We start from the raw sequence: 25,738 nt of genomic DNA on the forward strand, positions 1-25,738 counted from the left end.
GCATGCTGACAGAACGTCTTGTGCAAGTGCATAGCCCCTTGGGCCCGGAGGTCCTGCTGTTTCAGGCCTTGCAAGGCCGAGAAGGGTTGTCTCAGCCCTTTGAGTTGCAGGTGGATGTGGTGTGCAACACACCCTTGCTGGATTTACGCAGCTTGCTGGGTGAGTCCCTGAGTCTGGAGATCAGGACGCCGCTTGCCGTTCCGCGTTTCCTGGACGGGCGCATCAGCGCGTTTCGTCTGCTGGGCAAAACAGGTCGTAGCGACCGCTTTTACACCTACAGGGCCACCTTGCGTCCCTGGCTCTGGTTCTTGAGCCAGAACATGGACAGCCGGATTTTTCAGGAAAAAACAGTGCCTGAGGTCTTGCAGGACGTACTGGGCCGTTACCCCTTTGCCTGGGAATCTCGGCTGACGCAGGATTATCCACGTCAGACTTATTGCGTTCAGTATCAGGAGAGCGATTTTCAGTTTGTCAGCCGCTTGATGGAGCGCGAAGGGATTTACTACTGGTTCGAACATCGTAACGGGGCTCATACGCTGGTGATGGCGGATGATGCCGGCCAGCATGCGGCTGCGCCCTGGTTGACTGAACTACCCTTTGTGTCCCCCGACCGGGTAGCGCATCCCGATGTCGAGCATATCCATGCCTGGCACCCGTATGAGCAAGTCACTCCGGGCCGTTACGCGACGGCCGATTACGACTATTGCAAGCCGGGGGCCAGCCTGGACGCCACACGCAGCAACCCCGCTGAACACGCCTTGGGTGATCTGGAAGTGTACGAATGGGCGGGTGGCTATACCGAGCCTCACCACGGTGAGCATTACTCTCGCTTGCGGCTCGAAGCCTTGCAGGCGGTACGCAGTCAGGCGCAAGCCCAGACCAATGCGCGCGGGGTCGCGCCAGGGTATGTGTTGTCCGTGCGCAATCATCCGCGTCTGGAGGACAATCGCGATTACCTGGTGACCCAGGTTGATTACGATTTTCTCGATGTCAGCCATACCGGTGAGAGTGGCATGGCCAGCCACTACTTTATTGATTTTCGGGTGATGCCATCCAGCCAGCCTTACCGTCCTTTGCGGCTTACGCCGGTTCCACGCACCTACGGCCCTCAAACCGCCAAGGTGGTGGGCAAGAGCGGCGAGCAACTGTGGACCGATCAGTATGGTCGCATCAAGGTTCAGTTTTTGTGGGACCGCTATGGGCAGGCCAATGAAAACAGCTCCTGCTGGCTGCGCGTCTCCAGCCCGTGGGCAGGCGGCGGCTTTGGGGGCATTCAATTGCCCCGCGTGGGCGACGAAGTGATCGTGGACTTTCTGGGGGGCGACCCGGACCGGCCCATTGCGGTCGGTCGCGTGTATAACGCCAGCAATATGCCACCCTGGAACCTGCCGGACAATGCGACGCAAAGCGGCTTTTTGAGCCGCTCCAAAGACGGTGACCCCAGCAACGCCAACGCCTTCATGTTTGAGGACAGGGCCGGTCAGGAGCGTATCTGGCTACATGCCGAGCGCAATCTGGACACGGAAGTTGAAGGGGACGAAACCCATACCGTCGATGGCAACCGGACTACCGTGATTACTGGCCACGATACCTTGAGCGTTATGGCGACCCGCACCACCACGGTGCAGGATCTGGAAACCGAGACCTTCAATAGCGGGGTTGTACGCACAGTCATCGGAGATCTGGTCGAAACCATAGAGGGCGAGCAGACGCGCACTCACACCGGTGATGTGACGCGCACGGTGACAGGCAATGTGACCGATACGCTGACCGGGGACCTGAGCAGAACGATTACCGGCGATGTCACCCATACCGTCACGGGCGGGGTCACGGACGCCATCACCGGCACCCGCAACTCCACTCAAACCGGCGACTACACCCGCACGATTACTGGCGCGGTGGACTACACCGTGACCGGCGATGTTAAAGAAACCGTTACGGGTAATGTGGACCTGACTACCACTGGCAATGTCACTGACACCCTGACCGGCAATCTGACCAAAAGCATTTCCGGGCCCGTGGACATTACCGCCTCAACAGGGGTGAACATCACCACGCCCAGCTGGAAGGTCAATGTCACGAGTCTGGAGCGCTTCTGGGTGCCTCACACCGAAAGGGTGACGGGGTTTCGCCTGAACGGGACAGGCGCTTCCCTGGATGCCTGGGGCATGCGGGCACAGGCGTATGGGCTGAACTATCAGTGGGCCTATTACAAGATCGATAAGGCGACCTTCAAAAACGATGAGGTCATGCTCGATATCAAGAAGAAAGGCTTGGCCTTGAAGAAGATAGGCATGGAAACGCACAAATCGATGATGAGTTTGCGTAAGGCCATCCTGCATTTGTTCATGTAATCAAGGAGGGGCAGATTCACGATGGCAACGGCGGTACGCACAGGCTTAATGCTCTTGTTCCTGACGGCGATGATTACCTACGTGGGCGTGATGACCCAGTGGGAAGGGCCGGGCTTTTATATCTCTATTTTCTTGTACCTGTTTTTCCTGATAGCGCTGGAGACGACGCGCCGCGATTTCATGCAGCATTACCGCGCCTGGCCGGAGCAGGCCAGATACAGAAAGCTGGTCCGGGGAAATGCAGTGCGGGTACAGGCGGAGATTGTGGAGTGCACCCCATTGCGGGAAGGGCGCACACATGCTTATCCCTTGGTACGCCTGGTTTTGGATGTGCAGGGAACACGCGTTGATCTGGATGTGCTGATGCAGCCTGAACTGGGGTACAGATTCAGGCCGGGTAATACGGTGGCGGTGCTCTGTGACGCGACTGATCCACGCCAATGCGCCATTGATCGTGAGCAGGTGGCTTTGCAGCTCAAACCTGTGCACAGCCCGTATGTGGATTAGTGTCAGGTTCCGGCTTTGGGAAAAAGGGCTGAGATGCTAGGGCTGCTTCTTTGGATGTTTCTGGCGCTGAGTCTGGCGGCGATGATGGTACGTATCGGCATGGCTTTGGAATGGAGTGGTTTTTTACCATATCTGGTCGCCATCGTGCTGGTGGTGCCGGTGGGCTTCTTGGTGGCTGGTGCTCGAGCGCTTGTGCGTTATTGGCGTGCCTGGCCCGAGCAACGCGTGTATCAGCGGCTGCGCTCCAGGAAGGCGCTGCGATGCCAGGCGCGCATCGTGGCTCAAGAGGAGTTGCTGCCGGGTGTGTTCAAGCTGGTTTATCCCTTGTTGCGTCTTAGTCTGGACGTCGAGGGGCGCAGGACGTTTATAGAGGTGTTGATTCAACCCGAATTGCACAGCCGGTTTGGGCCAGGTCAGGTGGTGGCCGTGCTGGGCGACCTCCATGAACCGACACGTTGCGCGCTTGATCGTGAACAGGTCGTATTGCAATTGCGGCCTGTCTTCACTTCCTATGGTGATTGACCTTATGTGGCAGGATGAACAGAAACAATGATCGGACCAGCAAACATGGCTAAGGAGTTCATATGCGCCTAGTCAAGCCATTGCGCTTGGGTGTTTTGGCGCGTCCCTGGAGCTGGCGTGGTCAGCATGCGTTGGGTGTTTCAGTCCAGGCCTGGTGCTCGATGGATGCGCCGCATTTATTAAGCACTGATGCACGCATGTGGCAGGGGGTGTCGAGCCTGATCTTGGACGATGAGGTGGTGGATCTGGCTTTACCCAAGCCTTGCGCGGAGTTTCTGGTATCGGGACATGCCTGTGCTCCGCAGGGGCAAGAGGTCTCGCAACTGGTGGTTCAAGCCCGTGTCGGCCCCATTGAAAAGAGGCTGGCCGTGTTCGGGCGACGCCAATGGCGTCAAGGCAGGCCCGGCGAGGCAGCGCCTTTTACGCGTGTGCCCTTGGATGGTAGCCGTAGCTGGGGAGGGCCGCAGTATCCCGATAATCCGGCAGGCATGGGGATGGAGCTTGCCGCTCCTGGAGAGCCGCTGACGTTGCCTCAGGTCGAACCCTGGGAGGGGCGTTTGCATCGTTCTGCTCAGCAAGGCAGCCCGGCCGGTTTGGGGCCCGTCTCTCCGTTGCGACCACGACGTTTTCGTTTGGCCGGTCATTATGATCCCGCCTGGTTGCAACATGATCCGGGCATGATGCTTGACAGCCTGGACCCGCATTTTTTCAACACGGCGGAGCCAGATCAGTGGTGGCCCAGGCAGAGCCACTGGCCTGCAGACAGTACGTGGGAGCTACACCATCTGCATGCACAACGACCCCAGTGGTGCGGCACCTTGCCGCAGTGGCAAGCCATGTGCTGGTATCAGGATCGTCGGGTCCCCGGATTGCAAAAGCTGGATCTGCTGCACACCACAGTCTGGTTTTTTCCGGACCTGGGCCACATGTTGCTGCTGTATCAGGGAAGTGTGTCCGTGCAGGATGCGCAGGCTCAAGATGTGAGTGTGTTAATGCCCGCAGTGGAGCTGGCAGGACAAGCTCGCGGCCAGGATCATTATGAGCGCGTGCTGCACTTGCGCAGCGAAGGAGATCAGGCTGGCCTGTTTGCCTTGCGCGATCAAGACTTGCTGCCCCAGGCTTGCTGTGCCCCCCTGGGTGAGGTGCTAAGCAGCCCGGACGATCCCTTGTCATTGACGATGCGCACGCGTCTGGAGCGGTGGGCGCAGGAGGCGGCGCAAGCTCACCCCGCCTGGCAAGATGACTTTTTTTCGCTGACACAGGCAGGGCCTCCCAAGCCTATGGATATAGACCGGACAGACTGGGTGCAGGAAGTGCGTCAGTCCAATCGTCAGCTGTGGGATGCGCGTCAGAAACTGGCTGCGGGCATGGAGCAGGTGCAGGATATGCAGCGCCAATCCCCTTTTCAGGACAAGGCGGCTTATCGGGTTGCTGCCCGGGAAACCCAACACCTTTTAGATGAACTCGATAGGATGGGTAGTGATAACGCTGCGGTATCCGGGGTGCTGGCCAAGCCTGTCGAACAGGCCAGGCAGGCCATGCAAGCCTATGGCGATGCCATGCTGGTCTCCGAGCTGAGGCAACAGCGTTTGCGCAGGCGCGTGGAACTGATTTTGGCAGGAACGCGGAATCTTTCCGGTCTGGATTTGAGCGGCCTGCATTTGCAGGGTTTCGACTTTTCCGGTGTGCGCTGTGTGGGCACCTGCTTTAACGATGCCGTTCTGACAGAAGGCACATTTGCGGGGGCGGATTGTTCAGGGGCGAGTTTTGTGCGGGCTCGCCTGGAGCAGGTGCAGTTCACCCAGTCCCAGTTGGATGATGTGGATTTCAGCGCAGCGGTCTTGCAGTCGGTGCAGTTTCGTCACGTGCAGGCGATACGTTGGCAACCCCGCGAATCCAGTTGGCAGGATGTGTTGTTTCAGCAGTCCCATTTGCAGGAACAGGAATGGCTGGATGTGGATATGCTGCGCTGTACGTTCGAGTCCTCCCAGTTGCAGGAAGTGCAGTATTTGATGCGCTCGCGCTTGTCTGGGGTGAGGTATCAGGATTGCCAGCTGCAGCAATGCCTCTGGCTGGATTGTGATCTGCGTGGGCTGTCCTTGCGCGGCTCCACGCTGAAAGAGTCGTCCTGGCTGTTGGGTTTGCTCGATGGTGTGGCAGATTGCAGTGCGAGTACATGGCACCAAAGTGTGGTGTCCGGCCTGGATATGCCAGGGTCAAACTGGCAGGGGGCGCGTCTGGAAGAGAGCAATCTGCGAGGCGTGGATTTATCCCAGTCCTGCTTTGAACAAGCTCAGCTCCAGTGTTGCGATTTATCCCGTGCCAATCTGCACGGTTCGCAATGGAGTCAGGCCGTTTTGCGAGAGTGCATTTTGATTGATGCGGACTTCAGTCAAGCCGTGCTGAGCAAGGTTGATATGAGCAACAGTCTGGCCGGCGGAGCGAATGTGCGCGGAGCCTTGCTGGATACGGTGAATCTGTTTCGGGCTGATCTGCAAGGATGGCAAACCGACATGCGTACTCGTAGCCGGAATGTCTACCTGCGCACCGCACGTCGTGGACCGGCGGGAGGCCCGGTCTGATGGACGCTCATGTTTTGCGTTTGCGCATCCGCCAGGGTGAGCCATTGCAAGGTCTGGATTTAAGTGACTTGTATCTGCCGCCAGGTGATTACTCCGGGGCCGTGTTCCTGTCCTGCCGCTTGCCACGCGTGAAGGCATTAGGTGTCAATCTGGCGGGTAGCCATTTTCACCAGTGCGATCTGAGCGGGGCCGTCTTGGATGCCAGTACCCTGGACGGCTGCGTTTTTATGGACAGTGTACTCAAGGAGCTGTCTTGCAAACATGTACAGGCAAGTGAGGTGACCTGGCAGGACTGCGATTTGCAGGGTGCTCTTTGGCAAGGCGGTGCCTGGATCGAGACGCATTGGGCGCATTGTGTGCTGCGGTCAGGAAATTTCGATCAGGCTTTGTTGCAAGCCTGTACCTGGACAGGTTGCCGGGCTGGCGAGCTGTCCTTGCGGTCAACCCGGCTGGAAGAGGTGGCGGTGATGGAACTGGATTGGCGCGGCAGCCTGCTGGCAGGCAGTCGCTGGAGCCGGGTCACCGCGATTGACTGCAATTTCCAAGGCATGAACTTGTCCGGGCTGGATCTGGGTGGCAGTGTTTTGATGGGGTCCGACTTTACTCAGGCGGACCTAAGCCACGCCCGCCTTTGCAGCACCAATTTCAAGTCTGCCATCCTGAATCAGGCCGTGCTGAACCAGGTGCAGGCCGAGCAGGCGTTGTTTGTTCAGGCGCAAGCCCAAGGCTTGCAAATGCGGCAAGCCAATCTGACGCAAAGCCTGTGGGCTCAAGCCCATGCCCCCGAGGCGGATTTTCGCGGTTCGGTTTTACAGCAAGCCTACTTCGCGCAGGCGGTACTGGAGCAGGCCCGTTTCGAGCATAGCCAGCTGCGTTATGCGGATTTCTCGTATGCAGATTGCCGCCGGGCCCGTTGGGATGGCGCGCATTTTGAACGCACCCAGTTTCATCGTTGCCTGCAGGACAAGGCCGGACAGGAGCAGGTTGCAGGCTGCCTGCCCAATCATCCGGCTTTGCACGAATCCGAAAGCTGGACGGCGCGTTATATGAATCTTGAGTAAGGAGCCCGGATGTTTGCCAATTGCCAACGGGGCGGTATGGACATCGCCTTTCCCGACATCTGCAAGACGCCACCGGCTCTGTTGCCCATTCCTTACCCCAATTTTGCGACGGGGCTGATGGGCATCCCCAATGCCTGGAACATCTTGTTGCAGGGCGGCCCTGCCCATAATCTGCTCACGACGATACCCTTGAGTAATGGCGACAATCCGGGTGTAGCCTTGGGCTTGATCTCGCAAACCGTGATGTCGCGTTCGCGCTCCATTACCTGTGTGCCCAATGTGCTGTGGAAGGGAATTCCAGCCACCCGCCTGACCAGCCTGAGCATGCAAAATACCGTCAACACAGTGGGCATGCGGGTGGTGCCCAGCCAGTTCAAAGTGCTGTTGCTAGGTGGCGGTGGTGCCGGTGGCGGACTCGGTAAAGGCGGCAAAGGCGTCTCGGGCAGCGGGCCGGAGGCGGCGCGCAAGGCGGCGGCACGGGAGGCCAAGCGGGCGCAGCTTAAACGCAACCGGCGTCGTGGCGCGCAGCGGGAACGCGAGGTTGAGGCCGAGCTGAAGCAGGAAGGCCATGAGGTGATGGGTACGCAGGTATCTGCAAAAACACCGCTGACCCGCCGTGTGATCGATATACTGATCAAGGACAAGAACACGGGCAAAATCCGGGCGGTCGAAGTCAAAAGTGGGGGAGCACGCCGGTCCGCAACCCAGAAGGCCAAGGACAAGGCGATGGAGAGCAGGGGAGCAGAATTGATTGGCAAGAATGCGCCCCGCCAGCCCCTTCCCAAGAACCTACGCATACCTACGGAGGTACGACATTGAAAACGCACACTGATCCCGTTAAATATGACGCTGTGGACTGGCATGTCGGTGGGGACTATCCTGCTGGTCTGGGCCCGCAGGGCGGGCGCACCCATATTGGCATGTACCTGGCCTGGCTGGTGGAAAAAGGTTTGCTGGCCGATACCTTTGTCGATCGCTATCCCAACGAGGTGCGCCAGTGCCGCGATCACATGCTCAAAGGCTCGCAATTGTTGCAAGACTGCTGCGACGACGTGCTGGTCAGCGAAGATATGTCCGAGTTGGGCAAGGCTTTCAGCGATTTTTATTACGACGAGCTGTATCTGGACGATTACGTGGATACGCTGGACGACGAGGTGCTGCCCTCTATCTACCATGTGCCCGACGACTGGGACAGTTACGAGACCCTGCGACCGGTTCTGGAGCAACGTTATCAGCATTGGCGACAGGAGCAGGGGCTGGATAGCTGATTTTGCCCGCTCTCTGTGTTGGTTTGAAAAGCGCTGCCTGCGGGCGGCGCTTTTGCGTTTATATGCTTCAAAAAGAGCATAAATACATCTATTTTGCAAAATAAGTAAGGAAAAATTTTAGTCAAAAAGGTGTCACCTTCGCTTTCTAGACTGGCTGCGTAATCAGTTTTTCGAGACGACAGCTATGGTCGAAGGCATGCAGGAACCGTGGCAGCCAGCCTGGAGCGTGGCGCCTGACAAGGCTCTTTACGGGGAGAACCTGGAGTACGAGGCAGATTTTCTGGCCTTGATGCAGGCGCTGCACGTACAGGGTGAACAGCAGTTTGGCCAAACCATCATTCCGGCCCAGGTTCCCGATTGGACGCGCATCGTCCGTCTGGTGCAGGATTTGCTGGATCGCTCGGCCGATATCCGCTTGCTGGTGGTTCTGGCCCAGGCGCGTTTGCAGACCGGTGGACTGCCTGCCTTGGTGGACGTATGCCAATGGCTGTTAGGTGCGTTGCAAAAGGGCTGGGAGTACGTCCACCCACGCCTGTATGAGGATGGCGAGCTGGACCCGTTGCCCCGTGTCAATGCCCTGGCGGGTTTGTCGGCGATTGATGGGCTGGGGCGGTTGATGCGTGAAGCCCCTGTGGTCAGCCTGGGGCACCGTCAATTGAATTTGCGCGAAGTCGGATACGTACTGGATGGGGGGCAGAAAGACTCTGGCCTGCCTGGGCGAGACCGACTGGTAGAAGAATTGCGTCGTGCTTTTGCCGCCGGCCAGAGTCAGACTCAGGCCTTGCGTCGTCTACGCCAGTTCCGCCAGGAGCTGGAGGCCTTGGTGCGGCAGCATCTGGAGACGGAATGGGCGCTGCGGCTCGATGGGGCCTGGGATACCGTGGAAGCGGCCAGCGCGGTCCTGGATGCAGCGACCTCCCCGTCTGCGCCGCTGGCTCCTGAACCCATACAGGAAAGTGCGACGAGTACGGTGACATTGTCGTCTGGCCGTCCGTCAGTCCCCCCCATGGATTTGCTCAACTGGCAGAGCCTGCATGTTTCATCGCGCGAAGAAGTGGTGCTGCTGCTGGACAAGCTGGTGGCGTATTTCGAGCAGTACGAACCTAGTCATCCCGCCCCTTTGCTGTTGCGGCGCGCCCAGCAACTGGTGCCTATGGGCTTTCACGAGCTGATTCGTGATCTGGCTCCCGGCGCCTGGGAACAGATCCAGGTTTTCATGCCTCGATCCGAGGCGGCCTCTTAATTCCATCAATCAACTGGAGAAGACCTGATGTCTGTGAAATCCAATTCGGGTAGTGGACAGAAATTCCTTGGGCGCAATCGGGCTCCGCGTGTGCAAATTGAATATGACGTCGAACTGTACGGTGCCGAGCACCGTGTGCAACTGCCTTTTGTGATGGGCGTTCTGGCCGATCTGGCTGGACACAACACGGAGAGCCTGCCGGATCTGGGCGAGCGCAAGTTTATGGAAATTGACGTGGATAACTTCGATGACCGCATGAAGTCCATCGCGCCCAAGCTGAACATGCAGGTCCCCAATAGTTTGACGGGGGACGGAGTGCTGGGCGTGGAAGTCTCTTTTGATTCCATGGACAGTTTTTCTCCTGCCGAACTGGCCCGTCAGATCGAGCCTTTGGCACGCCTGCTCGAAGCCCGTACCCAACTGGCCAATTTGCTGACTTATATGGATGGCAAAAGCGGGGCGGAAGCGCTGCTGTCGCGTTTGCTTGAGCAGCCGGAGCTCTTGCGCGCCCTGGCTGGCCGCCCACCCCAGGCCCTGACAATGAACGAGTCTCAAGGCGATCAGGACAGCGATCCCCACGCATAAGGAGCCCTACCTCATGACTTCCCCCCAGACCTTGACCGCTACCCGTGACACGGCCCAGCTCGATGAGCTGTCCCGTCTGTTGCAGCAGGAATTTCGTCCCAAGACCGAGCAGGCCCAGCAAGCGGTTGAGTTTGCTGTGTCCACCTTGGCCGAGCAGGCCCTGGACCAGTCTGTGACCTTGAGTGAGGACGCCTATCAAACCATTCAGGCCGTGATTGCCCAGATCGACCAGAAGATGACCGAGCAGATCAATCACATCCTGCATCACCCCGAGTTTCAGCGCCTGGAAGGGGCATGGCGTGGCCTTCATTATCTGGTCAGCAATACGGAAACGGATGAGCTGCTGCGTATCCGCGTGCTTCCTGCGACCAAAAAAGAGCTGGCTCGCAATCTGAAGCGCTACAAAGGTGTGGCCTGGGATCAAAGCCCCTTGTTCAAAAAAGTCTATGAGCAGGAATACGGACAGTTTGGGGGTGAGCCTTTTGGTTGTCTGGTGGGGGATTATCACTTTGATCACAGCCCGCCCGATGTGGAAATGCTTGGCGAGCTGGCGCGCATTGGGGCTGCGGCGCATAGCCCCTTTATCGCCGGGGCTGCGCCGTCGGTCATGCAGATGGAGTCCTGGCAGGAGCTGGCCAATCCGCGGGATCTGACCAAGATTTTTTCCAATACCGAATACGCGGCCTGGCAAAGCTTGCGTGAGTCGGAGGATGCCCGTTATCTCGGCCTGGCCATGCCGCGTTTTCTGGCGCGGCTCCCCTATGGCGCACGCACCAACCCCGTCGATGAGTTCGATTTCGAGGAAGACACGGACGGCGCGAATCATGATCGGTATACCTGGGCCAACTCGGCCTATGCCATGGCGGTAAACATCAATCGCTCCTTCAAGCATTTTGGCTGGTGTACGGCGATCCGGGGTGTAGAGTCGGGAGGCGCTGTCGAGAATCTGCCCTGCCACACATTCCCGACGGACGATGGGGGCGTGGACATCAAGTGTCCCACCGAAATTGCGATCAGCGACCGTCGCGAGGCCGAGCTGGCCAAGAACGGCTTTATGCCGCTGGTCCATCGCAAGAACTCGGATTTTGCCGCCTTCATCGGTGCGCAGTCTTTGCAAAAACCTCAGGAATACTACGATGCCGATGCCACGGCCAACGCCCGTCTGGCAGCGCGTCTGCCTTATCTGTTTGCCTGCTGCCGGTTCGCGCATTACCTCAAATGCATCGTGCGTGACAAGATCGGCTCCTTTCGCGAACGTGACGATATGGAGCGTTGGCTGAACGGATGGATCATGAATTATGTAGATGGCGATCCCACCAACTCCTCGCAGGAAACCAAGGCGCGCAAGCCATTGGCGGCAGCTGAAGTGTCGGTGCAGGAGGTCCCCGATAACCCCGGTTACTACGCCGCCAAGTTCTTCTTGCGCCCGCATTACCAACTGGAAGGCCTGACGGTTTCGTTGCGACTGGTATCGCGCTTGCCGTCATTGAAAGGCGAGCAGAACTGATTTCCATCCTGGCCTTTGATGGCCTTATTCGACCTCCAAGGAGAAAAGCGTGTCTGTTGATATGTTCATGAAGATTGAAGGCGCCAATGGCGAGTCCAAAGATGCCAACCACAAAGACTGGACCGATATTCTGTCGTTCTCGTGGGGCGCCTCCCAGCCCGGCAGCATGAGCTCGGGCGGGGGCGGCGGTCAGGGCAAAGCCAACTTCAATGATCTGCATGTGCTCGCCCGCATTGACAAGGCCGCCCCAGCGGTGATGAAGCATTGCGCCAGTGGCAAACATCTGGGCAAGGTGGAGCTGTCGGTGTGCAAGGCCGGTGGCGAGCAGGTGGAATACACCAAAATTACGCTGGAAGAAGTCCTGGTGACTTCGGTTCAGCTCAATGCCGAGCGTGATGTGGAAAGTGTGATGGTCAACTATTCCTTTCAGGCCGCACGCGTCAAGCAGCAATATTGGGAGCAGTCCGAGCGCGGCAGCAAAGGGGCTGAAACCCTGGTGGCCTGGGATATCAAGCAGAATAAAGAGGCCTGATCGGGCTGGCTTCTAGAGGTAGGGCCGCCATGGACCGCTTTCGCTTACCGGGACGCCGCGGGGCCGCGCTGATGCGCGGTCAGGCAGATCGCTTGCAACCGTGTCTGCTGGACCGGTTGACCGACGAGCGGCCCGATCAGATTTGGGAGCCACCCCAGCCCATGAGCCAGTACCAGATGCGCCAGGCGGTGTTGCGCGATCTGGGTCATTTGCTCAATACCCCCAATCAGGGGGCGACTCCCTTGATGCAGGCCTTGGTCCATGTGCGTCGCTCCTGCCTGAATTATGGTTTGAGCCCGCTGGCCGGCAAGACCATGAGCGAGGTGGAGTGGCTGGATGTGGAACAGGCGCTGCGCACCGCGATTTTGCATTTCGAGCCCCGCATTTTGCCCGATACCTTGCAGGTGCATTGTCTGGATCACCGCTCCCAGCAGGATCTGCATAACGTGCTAAGTCTGCGTATTCAGGGCCATGTCTGGTGTGAACCGTATCCGCAGGAATTTCTACTGCGCACCAGCATTGATCTGGAAAGCGGGCAACTGGATCTTGAAGAGAGTGACGCATCGGGATGAATCCGGAGCTTTTGCATTACTACAATCGTGAACTGGCGTATCTGCGCGAGCTGGGCGCCGAGTTTGCGCAAGCCTACCCGAAGGTGGCTGCCCGTCTGGGTGTCCACGATACGGCGGTCGCTGATCCCTATGTCGAGCGCCTTCTGGAGGGGTTCAGCTTTCTGACGGCCCGCATCCAGCTGAAGATGGACGCGGAGTTTCCCCGCCTGAGCCAGCAATTGCTGGATGTGATCCAGCCTTCCTGGCTGATGCCCACTCCCAGCATGGGCTTGGTGCAGTTTTGTCCCAGCATGAGCGAAGGGGCGCTGGCCAAAGGTTTTACGGTGCCGCGTCACACCACCTTGCGCTCCCGTATTCCGGCTGGAGAGCAAACCGCCTGTGAGTTTTCCACCTGTCATACCGTCTCTTTGTGGCCCATGGCCTTGACGCATGTGCAACTGGGTGATGTCGCTGCTGATCTGCCGCTGGCGGCGCTGGGTAGTCGACAGGCGGCACAGGCTCGTTCGGCCTTGCGGCTGGACTTTTCGGTACAAGGCGGCCTGACACTGGAAGAATTGGCGGTAGATGAGCTGAGCCTGCATCTGGCTGGCCCGGAGTCTGACAGCAGCGTGTTGCTCGATGCCTTGTTGCGTCAGGCCTTGGGGGTATTCGTGCAGATGGAGGACGAGGCGCCGCAGTTTCTAGCGATGTCCGATTGCCTGACACACGATGGCCTGGAAGATGATCAAGCCATCTTGCCCATGGTGTCCCAGGAGTTCTCCGGCCATCGCTTGTTGCGGGAGTACTTTGCCTTGCCGGGGCGATTTGCTTTCGTGCGGCTACGGGGTTTGCAAGCCGCAATTGCCAGAGCGCGGGCGCAGGCGCTGAAAAGCCGTCGCTGGAGTGTGCACATTGTGTTGAAACAGGCCTGGCCTGATCTGGCCGCTCGAGTCGGGCCTGGCCATGTGCGTTTGTATTGCACGCCCGTCGTGAATTTGTTTCGTCGACGCAGTGAACGTATGGCCTTGCGTCCCCAGGCAAGCGATCATCACGTGGTCATGGACAGAACCCGTCCCATGGACTTTGAAGTTTGCCTGATGGAGCGGGTGCAAGGCCATGGCCGACGAGGAACAGACGATGTTGTGTTTCGCCCCTTGTATGCCAGTACGGCTCAGGATGGAGGGGCATATGGCCGCTATTACACGTTGCGCCGTGAACCGCGCCTCGTGTCCGATGCCCAGAAGCGTTGGGGGGGACGCAGCAGTTACGTAGGCAGTGAAGTCTATGTCTCGTTGGTCAATCAGCATGAGCAGTCCGAGTTTTTTGGCATGAATCAGATCAGTGTGACCGCCTGGTGCAGTAACCGTGATTTACCTTTGCTGCTGCCTCGTTCGCCTGAGTCGGATTTCAGTTTGCAGGTGTCGGCCCCTGTGGCCGGTATCCGCCTGTTGGGTGGACTGACCCGACCGCGAGCGGCCTCGACGGGAGGCCGCCAGGCCTGGGAGCTGATCGCGCAGATGAGCTTGGCCCAGTTGGGTGTGGCGCAGTCAGACCCGATACAGGCGGCGGATCGCTGGCGTGCCTTGCTGGCTCCGCATGTGGACAGCGCTGATGCGGGTGCTCTGCGCCAGCTGGCGTCCCTTATGGCGGTTCAGGCGCGGCCCGTGCAGCGGGCCATGCCTGGGCCAGGGCCGTTGGTGATGGCGCGTGGCGTGCATTTTGAGGTCACGCTGGATCAGAGTGGTTTTCCCGGTGGCCGTCCGTTTGTTCTGGCCGCTGTGCTCAGTCGTTACCTGGCCCGCCATGTCAGTCTGAACAGTTTTGTTTCTACCCAATTTCGTTCCGAAGCAGGAGTGGAACTGGGCGCCTGGGGGCCGCAAGCAGGTACGCGGGCGGTGCTGTGAACCGGGCCGAGCAAGAGCAGCTCAAGCCACAGGCTTCCTTGGAGGAGCTGGGTCGGATCATTCAGCAATGGCCTTTTGGGCATGATCTGTTTCGGGTCTTGCGGGCCGTTGATGCCTTGCAGGCAGCCCAGGGCCAGCCTCGCTTGGGAACCGCGCCTACGCCGCGTCAGGAAGAGGTGCGGGTAGGCCAGCCGCCGAGTCTGGCGTTTGCGGCTTCCAGCGTGCAAACCGCGCGCTGGGAAGATGAACAACTGCATCTGGATGTGCAAGGCTTTGGCTTGTGGGGGCCCAATGGCCCTTTGCCACTGCACATGACAGAGTACTTTTTCCAGCGGAGCCGCAACTTTGGTGACCATGCCGGTGTGGCCTTTCTGGACCAGTTTCATCACCGTCTGTTTTTGCTGTTTTTCAGAGCATGGGCACAAGCGCAGGCGGTCTGTGACCTGGAACATGATCAGGATGGTTTCACGCGTTGGCTGGCCAGTCTGGCTGGAGTAGGGAGTCAGGGCGAATCGGCTCCCGTGAGCGATCATGCCGTGTATTTTCAGGCGCCTGCGCTGGCGTCCCAAACTCGCAGTGCGCCTGCCCTGCAAGCGCTTCTGGCCAGCTATTTTCAAGTGCCCGTCAGCATTCAGCAGAACGTGCCGGTTTGGGTCGCGCTGGATGATCAAACCCAGGTCTGTCTGGGCCGCAGCTGTTCGGGGCTGGGGAAAAATGCCGTGCTGGGGGCGCGTATTCTGGACGTGCAGCAAACCATACGCATACGGATTGGCCCCTTGAGTCGGCAGGATTATGGACGCTTCTTGCCGGGCCGTCCGGCGTGGCGGCAATTGCGCTATTGCCTGGCTCTGTATCTGGGGCTGGAGTGGTCGGTTCAACTGCAACTGGTGCTGCATGCCAGTGAACAGCCTGATCTGGGCCTGGGGGCGGGAGTGGGGCTGGGCCAGGAAACCTGGCTGGGAAAACCCGGCACGCAGGACCGAGCGGATCTGTGCCTGTTTCTGGACAGCCGCCCCGATTGGCACGATCCGCGGCGCTAAGGCTTAGGCCTGACGCATTCCCTGCAAAAGATCGAACGCATTTTCCTTGTCCGACAAGGTGCTGACCCATTCCGGCGCGTGGCCCAATTCGGGCTGCCAGCTGACTGCCGGAATCGGGCTGTCGGTGCTGGTCGAGCGGCCCGGTTGGGCGGCGGCCTCAAAGGGATGCTTGTCCGAAGGGGCCGGCATGGGGCCGCCCACCGGGACCATGCCGGGAACATGCAGGTCTGCGAAAGGATCGGCCATGGGCGCCGCAGCCAAAGGCGTTTCAGGCTGCGTGCCAGGATGGGCACCCGACTCCACCCGGTAGTGCATGTCTCCTAAGGTCAGGCGATCCCCATTGTGCAAAGTCTGGACCTGCTCCAGTGCCAGCTCGATGCCATTGACGGCGACCTGACCGTCTGCGCTGGCTCGTTGAATCGTCAGCACATTTTGCTGACGTCGCAGGTAAGACAGGATGGGCGGTGTCTGATTGTTGTCGGGTAAGACCAGATCAGCCTGTGTCCAGGAGCCACACACCAGACCGGGTTCAGGCACTGGGCGGGGAGGGCCACCGGATTCGGCTTGTAAACACCAGTCTAACGACGTGCTCATGGCTGGGCTCCCGCCACTTTTTCATAAACCGGCCCCCAGATGGGGTGACCGCGCTCGGCCTGGGCCAAGCTAAAACCAGGGTCCACCACCCGGGCCTGCTTGAAACGCTCTTCACACAAAAAGGTGTAGTCGCGCACACAAAAGCTGAAGGCCTGCAGTTTCAAGGCTTCGCTGTATTGATGGGACGCGGCAGCAGGCAAGGTGCTGGAGCGTCCTACTTGCCGGATCACGGCGGTGTAGTCGCCTTCGTGAAAGGCAGAGCGGATCTGCTCCAGCTCAGCTTCGGCAGCCGGGCTGAATACAGCCACCGGTTTGTTCGGGGTCTGGGCGCAGGCCGCCAGCAACAAGGCCAGAGCCGGTGAAATCAGGCGGGCAGGTAAATACATGGCAGAAAAAAGAAAAGTTGAACTTGCCACCAAGACTAGGAAAGGAAAAAGACAGCCAGATGACATGACGCGGATGCTTTTGTAAGAGTTGTTGCGCAAGGGTAAGCACCGAAACACCCCGTGTCCTTAACAAAGTTGTCGCATTCATGCTTTTAGATGGGGCGCATTGTCATTCAAGGAGACGTCGTGACCGTTTGCCGATTGCTTCGTTTGTGTTCGCTGCTGATGTTGGGCGTGTTGACCGCGTGCGCGTCCACCTCCAGTCGCATGGCCGTGCCTTATGAAATCGTTCTGACTGCGGACGATCAGCTCAACCCGGATACCACGGGTCGGCCTTCTCCGGTCCAGGTGCTGGTGTTCGAGCTGCGCTCGGGAAGTGCTTTTGAGTCGCGGGATTTCTTTGCCCTGCAGTCCGACCCGCAACAAGCCTTGCAAGCTGACCTGCTCAATGTCGCGCAGATCGTGCTGCGTCCCGGCCAGACCCATACCTTCAAAAGGCCGGGCGACCTGCAGGCCACCGCCGTCGGCGTGGTCGTGGGCTATCGCGAGTTGGATGCCAGTGTGTGGCGAGTGTTGCTGCCGCTGCCCGAGTCGCGCACCACCAATATTTACAAGTTCTGGCAATCGGCTCCCGATGCCGTCCAGGTCAGTCTGCAATTACGCAAAAACGCCATTCAAGTGCTTGATTGATAGGTGTGGAACGGATTAATTCAATGGATAAAGTGATTTGGACCGAAGGGCTTTTTTTACGGCCCCAGCATTTTCAGCAGATGGAGCGGTATCTGGAGCATTACGCCCAGGCTGGACGGCGTGCCACACAGCCCTTTTTTTGGGGCTTTGAAGCCTTGATTCTGGACGAGCAGGCCCTGAGCATGGGCAGTGTAGCGCTGCGTGAAGCGCGTGGCCTGCTGCCCGACGGGACGCCATTTGACAGCAGGCCGGGCGCCATGCAGATCGCGGCCTGGACCGCCCCTGAGCTTGTGCGTCCCGAGCGACTGATGTTGGTGTTGCCCCGGCCTCAGGCAGGTCGAGCAGAAGTTCAGTTTGACGGGAGCAGCGCACGTCGTTCGCGCTATGTGGTCAGCGAGCAGGACTTGTATGACAGCAGCGGCCTGTCCCCCGAGCCTTGTCTGTCTCAATTGGGGCGTTTGCAGCCTGTGCTCTTGCCGGAGTCCGAGGTCTATGAAGACAGCGTTGCCATGCCGGTGGCGCGCATTCTGGAACGCCGGTCTGATCGTTCCTTGGTGCTGGACCCTGATTTTATTGCTCCTGTCCTGTCCATTCAGGCGCACGCGCGGCTGAGCGTGTTGAGCGCTGATGTACAGGCCTTGTTGCAGGCCCGCGCCCAGGCGTTGGCCCAGCGTCTGGGGCCGGGAGGGCGGGGGCAGGGCGATGTGGCTGACTTCATGATGCTGGAACTGGTCAACCGTTATCGGGCGGCCCTATGGGCCATGGAACAGCGCGCTCATGTACACCCCAGCGAGCTGTTTCAGATCTGGATGGAGCTGTATGGCGCTTTGGCCACCTACACCCAGGATGGGCGACAGCCGCTGGTCTGGCCTCCCTATCTGCATGACGATCTGGCCCAGTCCTTCTTGCCCCTGGTACTGGAGTTACGCCGGGCCTTGGCCGTAGTGCTGGAGCAGCAGGCCGTGTCGATTGCGCTGGAGGATAAAGGCCAGGGCGTGCGCCTGGCTCACATTGCCGATCGTTCGCTCTTGCAGCAGGCAGGTTTCATTCTGGCCGTACAGGCTGACTTGCCTGCTCAGACAGTACGCCAGCATTTTGCAGCGCAAGTGAAACTGGGGCCGGTGGAGCGCATTCGCGATCTGGTCCATCTGCAATTGCCCGGTATCGGTTTGCAGCCCTTGTCTGTTGCGCCGCGTGCTTTGCCCTATCACGCCGGGTTCACCTACTTCGAGCTGGAAAAAGGTGGCGAGTTATGGCGTCAGCTTGAGCACAATGGCGCCTTGGCCCTGCATCTGGCCGGAGATTTTCCTGGTCTGCAACTTGAGTTTTGGGCGATACGCCGCTGAACCGGAGCATGGCTATGAACGAGACAGTTTCCTGGGGCGCGGGCTCGGTGCCCGAACCGCGCCCATCGCGCGCGGACGCACCGCGCTTTATCGCTCAAGGCGCCAATCCCCTGTTGGAGGCCGCCAACCCCTTGTTGGTCATGGTGTCGGATATTCGTCGTAGCACCCACCATGCAGACCCGGCGGGCTTGCGTGCGAAGCTGGTGGCTGAAATCCGTCAGTTCGAGTTGCGCGCACAGGCGGTACCCGTAGCCAATGAGACCATTTTGGCGGCCCGTTATTGCTTGTGTACGACCTTGGACGAGGCGGCGGCCTTGACGCCTTGGGGGCAGGCGGGCGTCTGGTCCTCGCATACTTTGCTAGTCACTTTTCACAACGAGACCTGGGGGGGAGAGAAGTTCTTCCAGCTTCTGGACAAGCTGATGCAAAGCCCGGCTGCGCATTTGCACTTGCTGGAGCTGATGTATTTTTGCCTGGCCTTGGGGTTTCAAGGCCGCTACCGCGTCCATGAGCAGGGAGCGAGCCAACTGGAGACGGTGCGTCAGCGTCTTTACCTGAGCTTGCGTCAGTACGGCCCCACAGTGGCGACAGCCCTGTCTCCACATTGGCGGGACAAACCGGCGCAAAAAGTGGGCAAACCCTTACCGGTGCCGATCTGGGTTGCGGTTTGCGTGGCGCTGCTGCTGTGCATGCTGATGTATCTGGGCGCAAACCTGTTGCTCAACCGGCAATCGGATCAGGTCTTTGAGGACATCGTGGCCCTGCGCTTGCCAGCCTTGCAGACACAAGGGCTGACCGAACCAGCCGGTGTGACGCCACCTGCGCCTTTGGCCTTGGCAGAGCTGCTGGCTCCCGAGATTGCCGAGGGGCTGCTGACCGTCAGGGACCAGGCCGACCGCAGTGTCATTGTCTTGCGCGGAGACGGTTTGTTTGACTCCGGAGCGGACCAGGTCCGCGCACCGCTGCTGCCTGTCATTGCACGCATTGCCGATGGCGTGGAGGCCGCGCCGGGGCTGGTGCTGGTAGAAGGTTATACCGATAACGTGCCCATACGCAGTGTGCGCTTTCCATCTAATTTTCATCTTTCGCAGGCGCGCGCCGACTCGGTAAAAGCCGTGCTGCAGGAGCGGTTGAGCCAGCCTGAACGCGTGCGTGCTCAAGGCCGGGCCGATGCCGCGCCCGTGGCCGACAATCGCAGCGCTCAGGGTCGTGCCCAGAATCGCCGGGTGGAAATCACCATCGTGCCCTTGAGCAAGGAGTCCGGGCAATGACACGTCTGTTGAATCTGGTCTTTAGCCGCGGCGTCTGGACCTTTGTGGGCGTCGTGATCCTGCTGGTGCTGATCTGGGTACTGGGGCCCTTGCTGGCGGTGGGTCAGACCCGGCCGCTGGAAACCGAGCTGTCACGCTGGATAGCAATGGCGGCAGTGTTGCTGTTCTGGCTGGTGCGTCTGCTTTGGCGCAGTTGGCGCGAAGGCCGCTTGAACGCGCAGTTGCTGGGACAGCTGAGCCGTCCCGCGCCAAAGGCGGCGGCCGCGGCTGTGAGCGTCACTTCCCATCCATTGCAAAGCCAGTTTGACGAAGCGATCGAATTGCTCAAGCGGATTCGTTTCGGCTCGCATGTGGGCGGGCGCCTGCGCTCCCTTTTGTCACGTCAGTACGTGTACCAGTTGCCCTGGTACGTCTTTATCGGGGCGCCAGGTGCCGGTAAAACAACGGCACTGGTCAATTCGGGACTGCAGTTTCCCTTGTCGGAACGCTATGGGAAAACCTCCTTGCGCGGGGTGGGCGGGACGCGTAACTGTGACTGGTGGTTTACCGACGAAGCGGTGTTGCTGGATACGGCAGGCCGCTACACCACCCATGAGAGTGATCCGGTGGGTGATGAGCAGGAGTGGCGGGGGTTTCTGGGTCTGCTCAAGCGCTACCGTCGCCGCCAACCGATCAATGGCACCTTGCTGACAATCAGTGTGCCGGACCTGTTGTCCAGTACCCCGGAGCAACGTCACGACCACGCACAGGTATTGCGCCAGCGTCTGGCTGAGCTGCGCGAGCGGCTCGGGATTCAGTTCCCTATTTATGTGCTGGTCACCAAGATGGATTTGCTCCAGGGTTTTCAGGAGTATTTCGATCATTGCAGCCGCCAGGAGCTGGAACAGGTCTGGGGCTTTACCCTGCCGTATGAGCGTGCGCGGGAGGCGGGGTTTTCCTTGTCTCACACCTATGGGCGCGAGTATGAGGCCTTGCATCAGCGCCTGGAGCGTGGCCTTGCCGCAGTAATGGCCGAGCAGCCTGATGAACGTGTACGCGCCGAGGCGTATCTGCTTCCGCAACAGTTTGCCCGCCTGGGGCCGGTGCTGGAAGAGTTTCTGGAACAGGTATTTAGCCAGTCCCGATTCGAGGCACCGCTTTTGCTGCGCGGCGTGTACTTCACCAGTGGGCGTCAAGGCGGGGTGCGCCTGGATCAGGTGCGTGATCCCCTGCGCGAATATCTGGAGGTGGATGTACAGGCGGATCACGCTCAGCCTGTGGCGAACCAGGGCCGCAGCTACTTTCTGACCCAGTTGCTCAAAGAACTGATTTTTCAGGAGGCCGGCGTGGCGGGCCGGGACGAGCGCTGGGAGCGCCGCGTGCGCCTGCGACATTTTCTGGTTTACGGTCTGGTGGCGGCCGGTGTGCTGCTGTTGGGGCTGGCCTGGGGCCGCAGCGTTCTCCTGAATCGCGCTTACGTGGAACAGGTAGAGACTCGTATCCCCCAGGCCCAGCAACAAGCGGATCAGACACAGGTGCTGGACACCACGCCGGCAGTAGGGTTGCTGCCTTTGCTCGATATGTTGTCGCTGTTGCCGCAAAGCGATCAGTTTTCTCTGGATGCACCGGGGCTGGAGCGGCGCATGGGTTTATATCAGGGCCAGAAGATGAAAGCCGCTGCGGATACGGTGTATCAGCGGGCCTTGGAAAAGCTGCTGGCTCCTTTGCTGGCACGTCGTATTGAAACTGTGCTGCGCAGCGAACAGGCCCAGGACCTGGAGTATGGTTACGAGGCCTTGCGCGCTTACCTGATGCTCTACGACACGCGACGCTATGACGCTGTCCATTTGCAGACCTGGTTGCTGGGCAGTTTGAAGCAGGACTTGCCAGCCGGTTTTACCCAGTCGCAGTACGACAGGCTGGAGAGCCACGTTCGCGCGGTAACCCAGGCCGGTCTGCTACTGAATCCCTTTCCTCGTAATGAGGCTTTGATCGCGCAAAGTCGGGAGCGGCTGGCGCGCATCAGCCTGGAGCAGCGCACGTACAGCCGCATGCGTCGCATGTTGGCGGCCACGCCCGGCTTGTTGCCGATGTCGGTCGCGGGGATGGCGGGGCCTTATGCCGCTTCCGTGTTCCAGCGTGCCAGCGGCAAGCCCTTAACCGAAGGGGTGGACGGCTTGTACACCTACGAAGGGTACTGGACGGTGGTCGAACCGCGCATTGACAGCGAGTTGCGACAGATGCGCGAGGATGATCGCTGGATTCTGGGCTTGGACACGGGCGCCGCCCAATCCGAGGCGGCGCGCCGGGCCGCCAGCCAGGAATTGCGCCGCCTGTATCTGCTCGATTATGTGCGTGTGTGGGATGACTATCTGGCGGATTTGCGTCTGCTGCAAGGCGGCAGTTTGCTGGAAAACATTCAGTTGGCCCGTACCTTGTCCATGGCCGACTCGCCCTTGAAACAGCTGGTGCAGCAAGTGGCATTGCAAACCCGTTTGTTGCGCGAGGATGCTCAGCAAGGAGCATCGCTGGGTGCGCAGGCCAAGGTGAGATTGGACGATACGCGCCAGGCCTTGGAACAGATGTTCGGTCCCGTCGGTCTGGAGGGGAGCCGTCGTAATGAGCCTCAGGCCAAACAGGTCGAGGCGATTGTGGATCAGCACTTTGAGCCTTATCACCGCCTGGCCTCCAGCACGGGGGGCGCGCCTGCACCCATTGATGGCACGTTGGAGCTGCTCGATGAGTTCTATGCCTTTCTGACCTCCTCGGATGCTGCTTTGCGCAGTGCAGGAACTCCGCCGCCGTCCAATGTGCTGACCAAGTTGCAGGCCGAGGCAGGGCGTTTGCCCGGACCTTTGCGTGATGCGCTGGACCAGTTCTCGGTAGGCGCCTCTGCCGAGATTGCCTCACGCACGCAAGCGAGTCTGGGGCAGTTGCTCGATGCCACCTTGGGCCAGTTTTGCCGTAGCGCGATCGCAGGGCGTTATCCCTTTGCGGGGCAATCCAGCCAGGATGTTGCTCCTAACGACTTTGCTCGTCTGTTCGCACCGGGTGGCTTGATGGATGCTTTCTTTCAAGAGCATTTGATGCATCAGGTGGATATGTCGGGCGGACGCTGGCGTTTCAAGCCGGGAATAGACGGGCAGGCGGCGGCCAGCTTCCGTTATCTGGATGCGTTTCAGCGTGCCGCCGTGATTCGTGACGTGTTTTTTCCAGCCGGAAGCACTCAGCCACGTATTGATCTGGCATTCACCCCGGTGCAACTGGATGCGGCACTGTCGCAAGTGCTTCTGGATGTGGATGGGCAGGTGTTGCGGTACGCGCATGGCCCCCAGGTAGCGATGGGAGTGCAGTGGCCTGGGCCGCGAGGAGGCCGTCAGGTCAGCTTGGAGGCCCAACCGCAGTCCGAGGGGGCGGGTATAAGGGCCACTGGCGCGTGGGCGCTGTTGCGCTTGCTGGACAAGGCGCAAGTCGTGCCAGGAGCACCAGCAGGTGCCCAGCGCCTGTCCTTTGCCCTGGGCGGACGTCAGTTTGTCGTGGATGTGGTGGCCAACAGTTCCAAAAATCCATGGCGTCTGGCGGAAATGCGAGGGTTTACTTGTCCGGGGAGCCAGTGAGATGCTCAACGATGAGTTGGACGCGAACCTTGCCGTGATGTGGTACGGCAAGATTCCAGCAATGGGCGATTTCGTGCGCAGACGCATGCCCGACTCGATTCTGCTGCCGTGGGAGCGCTGGTTCAGTAGTGGGGTCAGTCAGATTCGTCCATTCACTAAGCCGGCTGGTGTCAATCTAGCGGGCTCAGCCGTTCCGGTCTGGGGGTTTGTCAGGTCCTTGCCTCAGGGCGGGGTGCAGGCGGGCGCGATCATGCCCAGTCAGGACCGGGTTGGACGGGAGTATCTGGTCTGTGCCCTGGTGGCCTTGGATCTGGAGCAATGTCAGCGCGTTCGTCTGCCTGTTCTTGCCAGTCTGGTTGAGCAACTGGGGCTGGTCTTGCAGCAAGGGGTGCGGTTTTGCTGGGCCGCGACGCAGGTAGACCAGACCTTGTGCCGTGCGCTGCCGGTTGCTGGCTTGTTGGCTGACAGTGCTGCCGCCCGGCTGGAACAACGCGAGGCAGGTCAGGACATTCTGGATGTGTTGTATGGCACGCGCGGGGGAGCTGTGCCGCAAGACCCATGGGCGGTGTTACAGCCTTGCCTGGAACCCGGCTCTCAACGCAGCTACTGGTGGTGTTTGGGGATGAACAACCCCAACTGGCGTAGCGTGACCCATCGTGGTGAGTTGAGCCTTGCCCTGTTTCGACGCTTGTTTACCTCAGTTACAGCGGCCGATCTTGATGGCCGTCTCTCTCAATCCTGGTGAGAACTTTCATGAAACGAACGACTTCTGCCCATGATGGACAGGGCCGTCCTTTGGGGCAGGTTCTGGATTCTTTGTCGCTGGACCAGCGGCTGCTTATTCTGGAGCATTTGGCCTTGCAACTGGCCCAATTGCATGAGCGGCAGGAATGGTATGGCGCGTTAGGTTTGGATACGGTGATATTGACCGACGAGGGCCTGGTTCAGTTACAAGCGCTGGCGCAGGTCCTGCACAAGCGTAACCTGACTCAGGCCCGTGCTCACGGCATGGCGTTTGATGAGCCTTGTGCGGCCCCTGAACAGTATGTGGACGACCCGACCCGGCCTGCTGGGCCGTGGACAGATGTCTACGGCTATGCCGCGTTGCGCTGGCACTTGACGACGGGCACGCCCTTGACGGCCGCACCCTGGCGACAGCTAAGGGACCCGGTGGGGATGGATGAGGAGGCGGATGGCCCCACCCAGGCCATGTTGCAGGGCTTGGCATTGGACTGGGTACAGCGCCCGCAATCCATGCTGTCGTATCGACGACTGGAAAGGTTAGGACAGGTGTCTGCCTCTGTCTCTGAGCAGACAGCGCTGGCGCGGCCCGTGTTGCCCATACGAACCGAACGCCGCGCCTTTGGCTGGCGTTGGCTGGGCGGCTTGGCCTTGCTGCTGGTGGTAGGGCTGGCAGTAGGGTACTGGAGCACAGGCGGTGAGGAGTCAGGATCGCTTGTTGCCACCACAGAGAGCGGCCAGGCCTTGATGGCCGAAACCCTTTCCAGAGGGGCGGCTCCCAAAGGGCAGGAGGGCCAGGCGGATCTGCGGGGTTTGCCGACGGCAGAGGGGTCCGTACAGGCCGTTTCAGAGCCAGTCGCGGCGCTCCCGAACACCTCGAGCGAGGGTGAGCCGTCTTCCCCGCCAGGGTTATCCGCTGCCGTGTCCGGGCAGGGGCAGGAAGGCGGACCAGTCGCGCTTCAGGCGGTGCAACCTGTTACGACCGATGCCATTCCATCGTTGGCGCCCATGTCGGCTCAAGCCAGCGTGTCAGCCGGGCAGGCACGGGTTCAGGCTGTGGAGCCGGCTGCCGAGGCAGTACAGGTATCAGGCATGTCGGCTGGGTTGGATGCCCTGCCATCGCAGCCAGCCCAGCCAGAGCAAGCGTCCGAGGAGCCGAGCCGTGTACCGCGGGTTGAGCCGACCCCTGCGGATACTGCCAAGCCTGAAGCCGTTGCACCGACGCAAGCGGCGCCCACGGCCAAAGGTACCGTCGTGCTGGATGTGCGGCCGTGGGGCGAGATCTACGTCAATGGACGCAAGCAGGGAGTCAGTCCGCCGTTGAAGTCCTTGTCCTTGCCGGCCGGCACACACCGCATCCTGATTAAAAATGCCGGCCTGCCGCCGTTTAGCAGCACGGTACGGGTGCGATCAGGACAGACAGCCAGCGTCAAACACGCGTTCAACTAGCTGACGAGT

General features: G+C 59.8%; 22 protein-coding genes. 20 read left to right on the forward strand and 2 right to left on the reverse strand.

Going from position 1 to position 25,738, the window contains the following annotated elements:
- Window positions 1-2 precede the first annotated feature (2 nt).
- The 14 genes from VF694_RS11495 to tssG all read left to right on the forward strand — a co-directional run bounded on the left by VF694_RS11495 (window position 3) and on the right by tssG (window position 15,656).
- Complete coding sequence (locus tag VF694_RS11495; RefSeq protein WP_440164395.1) at window positions 3-2,354, forward strand: type VI secretion system Vgr family protein; 2,352 nt, start codon at window positions 3-5, stop codon at window positions 2,352-2,354.
- A gap of 21 nt (window positions 2,355-2,375) precedes the next feature.
- Window positions 2,376-2,861: a hypothetical protein gene (locus VF694_RS11500; RefSeq protein WP_003805449.1), complete on the forward strand. Its 486-nt coding sequence runs from the start codon at window positions 2,376-2,378 to the stop codon at window positions 2,859-2,861.
- A 33-nt stretch (window positions 2,862-2,894) separates the two neighbouring features.
- Window positions 2,895-3,383, forward strand: a complete 489-nt coding sequence (locus VF694_RS11505) for a hypothetical protein (protein ID WP_100214936.1) — start codon at window positions 2,895-2,897, stop codon at window positions 3,381-3,383.
- A 62-nt stretch (window positions 3,384-3,445) separates the two neighbouring features.
- Entirely contained in the window at window positions 3,446-5,965 is a 2,520-nt protein-coding gene (locus VF694_RS11510) for a DUF2169 domain-containing protein (protein ID WP_440164397.1), read from the forward strand.
- Window positions 5,965-7,026 (forward strand): pentapeptide repeat-containing protein, encoded by a 1,062-nt coding sequence (locus VF694_RS11515; RefSeq protein WP_440164399.1) that lies wholly within the window; start codon window positions 5,965-5,967, stop codon window positions 7,024-7,026. Before VF694_RS11510 ends, VF694_RS11515 begins: the two co-directional genes overlap by 1 nt.
- Before the next feature lie 9 nt (window positions 7,027-7,035).
- Window positions 7,036-7,845: a DUF4150 domain-containing protein gene (locus VF694_RS11520; RefSeq protein ID WP_440164401.1), complete on the forward strand. Its 810-nt coding sequence runs from the start codon at window positions 7,036-7,038 to the stop codon at window positions 7,843-7,845.
- Window positions 7,842-8,294, forward strand: a complete 453-nt coding sequence (locus VF694_RS11525; RefSeq protein WP_131071031.1) for a DUF7832 domain-containing protein — start codon at window positions 7,842-7,844, stop codon at window positions 8,292-8,294. The genes VF694_RS11520 and VF694_RS11525 overlap by 4 nt, the downstream gene beginning before the upstream one ends.
- A 184-nt stretch (window positions 8,295-8,478) precedes the next feature.
- Window positions 8,479-9,537, forward strand: a complete 1,059-nt coding sequence (locus tag VF694_RS11530) for an ImpA family type VI secretion system protein (RefSeq protein WP_440164402.1) — start codon at window positions 8,479-8,481, stop codon at window positions 9,535-9,537.
- Between the two features lie 27 nt (window positions 9,538-9,564).
- Window positions 9,565-10,122, forward strand: coding sequence for a type VI secretion system contractile sheath small subunit (gene tssB, locus VF694_RS11535; protein WP_201024855.1), 558 nt, complete (start codon window positions 9,565-9,567; stop codon window positions 10,120-10,122).
- Window positions 10,123-10,135: 13 nt separating this feature from the next.
- Entirely contained in the window at window positions 10,136-11,629 is a 1,494-nt protein-coding gene (gene tssC, locus VF694_RS11540) for a type VI secretion system contractile sheath large subunit (protein ID WP_003805465.1), read from the forward strand.
- Between the two features lie 49 nt (window positions 11,630-11,678).
- The gene (locus VF694_RS11545; protein WP_003805467.1) at window positions 11,679-12,161 is read left to right on the forward strand and encodes an Hcp family type VI secretion system effector; all 483 of its coding nucleotides are present in this window, start codon (window positions 11,679-11,681) and stop codon (window positions 12,159-12,161) included.
- Between the two features lie 29 nt (window positions 12,162-12,190).
- Window positions 12,191-12,733 (forward strand): type VI secretion system baseplate subunit TssE, encoded by a 543-nt coding sequence (tssE, locus tag VF694_RS11550; RefSeq protein WP_131071030.1) that lies wholly within the window; start codon window positions 12,191-12,193, stop codon window positions 12,731-12,733.
- Entirely contained in the window at window positions 12,730-14,616 is a 1,887-nt protein-coding gene (gene tssF / locus VF694_RS11555; RefSeq protein ID WP_059318144.1) for a type VI secretion system baseplate subunit TssF, read from the forward strand. Before tssE ends, tssF begins: the two co-directional genes overlap by 4 nt.
- On the forward strand, window positions 14,613-15,656 hold the full coding sequence (gene tssG / locus VF694_RS11560) for a type VI secretion system baseplate subunit TssG (protein WP_426345346.1): 1,044 nt from the start codon (window positions 14,613-14,615) through the stop codon (window positions 15,654-15,656). The genes tssF and tssG overlap by 4 nt, the downstream gene beginning before the upstream one ends.
- A 3-nt stretch (window positions 15,657-15,659) precedes the next feature.
- Here tssG and VF694_RS11565 read toward each other — a convergent pair whose 3' ends face one another.
- Both VF694_RS11565 and VF694_RS11570 read right to left on the reverse strand, forming a co-directional pair.
- The gene (locus VF694_RS11565; protein ID WP_131071029.1) at window positions 15,660-16,250 is read right to left on the reverse strand and encodes a hypothetical protein; all 591 of its coding nucleotides are present in this window, start codon (window positions 16,248-16,250) and stop codon (window positions 15,660-15,662) included.
- The gene (locus VF694_RS11570; protein WP_003805477.1) at window positions 16,247-16,636 is read right to left on the reverse strand and encodes a TssQ family T6SS-associated lipoprotein; all 390 of its coding nucleotides are present in this window, start codon (window positions 16,634-16,636) and stop codon (window positions 16,247-16,249) included. The genes VF694_RS11565 and VF694_RS11570 overlap by 4 nt, the downstream gene beginning before the upstream one ends.
- A 186-nt stretch (window positions 16,637-16,822) precedes the next feature.
- On the opposite strand from VF694_RS11570, the gene tssJ reads away from it, so the two are divergent.
- Genes tssJ through VF694_RS11600 form a run of 6 tightly spaced genes read left to right on the forward strand, consistent with a single transcriptional unit; the run spans window position 16,823 to window position 25,729 of the window.
- Entirely contained in the window at window positions 16,823-17,326 is a 504-nt protein-coding gene (gene tssJ / locus VF694_RS11575; RefSeq protein WP_230406223.1) for a type VI secretion system lipoprotein TssJ, read from the forward strand.
- A 23-nt stretch (window positions 17,327-17,349) separates the two neighbouring features.
- Window positions 17,350-18,672 carry a type VI secretion system baseplate subunit TssK gene (gene tssK / locus VF694_RS11580; protein WP_003805481.1) on the forward strand — a complete coding sequence of 441 codons (1,323 nt, stop codon included), beginning with the start codon at window positions 17,350-17,352 and terminating at the stop codon, window positions 18,670-18,672.
- 14 nt (window positions 18,673-18,686) lie between these two features.
- Window positions 18,687-19,943, forward strand: a complete 1,257-nt coding sequence (locus tag VF694_RS11585; RefSeq protein WP_440164406.1) for a DotU family type VI secretion system protein — start codon at window positions 18,687-18,689, stop codon at window positions 19,941-19,943.
- A complete protein-coding gene (gene tssM / locus VF694_RS11590; RefSeq protein WP_336579964.1) occupies window positions 19,940-23,539 on the forward strand; it encodes a type VI secretion system membrane subunit TssM in 3,600 nt (1,199 codons plus the stop codon). Before VF694_RS11585 ends, tssM begins: the two co-directional genes overlap by 4 nt.
- A gap of 1 nt (window position 23,540) precedes the next feature.
- Complete coding sequence (tagF, locus tag VF694_RS11595; protein WP_429644125.1) at window positions 23,541-24,284, forward strand: type VI secretion system-associated protein TagF; 744 nt, start codon at window positions 23,541-23,543, stop codon at window positions 24,282-24,284.
- Window positions 24,285-24,292: 8 nt separating this feature from the next.
- Window positions 24,293-25,729 (forward strand): PEGA domain-containing protein, encoded by a 1,437-nt coding sequence (locus VF694_RS11600; protein WP_440164408.1) that lies wholly within the window; start codon window positions 24,293-24,295, stop codon window positions 25,727-25,729.
- Window positions 25,730-25,738: the final 9 nt, after the last annotated feature.

Source organism: Alcaligenes sp. Lyrl_28 (genome assembly GCF_051948705.1).
GTDB lineage: Bacteria > Pseudomonadota > Gammaproteobacteria > Burkholderiales > Burkholderiaceae_B > Alcaligenes > Alcaligenes ammonioxydans.

Coding starts and splice junctions, on each gene's coding strand:
- VF694_RS11500 (WP_003805449.1), top strand. CDS start 2,376: ATGGCAACGGCGGTACGCACAGGCTTAATGCTCTTGTTCCTGACGGCG.
- VF694_RS11565 (WP_131071029.1), bottom strand. CDS start 16,250: ATGAGCACGTCGTTAGACTGGTGTTTACAAGCCGAATCCGGTGGCCCT.
- tssC (WP_003805465.1), top strand. CDS start 10,136: ATGACTTCCCCCCAGACCTTGACCGCTACCCGTGACACGGCCCAGCTC.
- tssB (WP_201024855.1), top strand. CDS start 9,565: ATGTCTGTGAAATCCAATTCGGGTAGTGGACAGAAATTCCTTGGGCGC.
- tssM (WP_336579964.1), top strand. CDS start 19,940: ATGACACGTCTGTTGAATCTGGTCTTTAGCCGCGGCGTCTGGACCTTT.
- VF694_RS11600 (WP_440164408.1), top strand. CDS start 24,293: ATGAAACGAACGACTTCTGCCCATGATGGACAGGGCCGTCCTTTGGGG.
- tssF (WP_059318144.1), top strand. CDS start 12,730: ATGAATCCGGAGCTTTTGCATTACTACAATCGTGAACTGGCGTATCTG.
- VF694_RS11570 (WP_003805477.1), bottom strand. CDS start 16,636: ATGTATTTACCTGCCCGCCTGATTTCACCGGCTCTGGCCTTGTTGCTG.
- VF694_RS11495 (WP_440164395.1), top strand. CDS start 3: ATGCTGACAGAACGTCTTGTGCAAGTGCATAGCCCCTTGGGCCCGGAG.
- VF694_RS11510 (WP_440164397.1), top strand. CDS start 3,446: ATGCGCCTAGTCAAGCCATTGCGCTTGGGTGTTTTGGCGCGTCCCTGG.
- VF694_RS11505 (WP_100214936.1), top strand. CDS start 2,895: ATGCTAGGGCTGCTTCTTTGGATGTTTCTGGCGCTGAGTCTGGCGGCG.
- tssE (WP_131071030.1), top strand. CDS start 12,191: ATGGACCGCTTTCGCTTACCGGGACGCCGCGGGGCCGCGCTGATGCGC.
- VF694_RS11585 (WP_440164406.1), top strand. CDS start 18,687: ATGAACGAGACAGTTTCCTGGGGCGCGGGCTCGGTGCCCGAACCGCGC.
- VF694_RS11520 (WP_440164401.1), top strand. CDS start 7,036: ATGTTTGCCAATTGCCAACGGGGCGGTATGGACATCGCCTTTCCCGAC.
- tssK (WP_003805481.1), top strand. CDS start 17,350: ATGGATAAAGTGATTTGGACCGAAGGGCTTTTTTTACGGCCCCAGCAT.
- VF694_RS11515 (WP_440164399.1), top strand. CDS start 5,965: ATGGACGCTCATGTTTTGCGTTTGCGCATCCGCCAGGGTGAGCCATTG.
- VF694_RS11530 (WP_440164402.1), top strand. CDS start 8,479: ATGGTCGAAGGCATGCAGGAACCGTGGCAGCCAGCCTGGAGCGTGGCG.
- tagF (WP_429644125.1), top strand. CDS start 23,541: ATGCTCAACGATGAGTTGGACGCGAACCTTGCCGTGATGTGGTACGGC.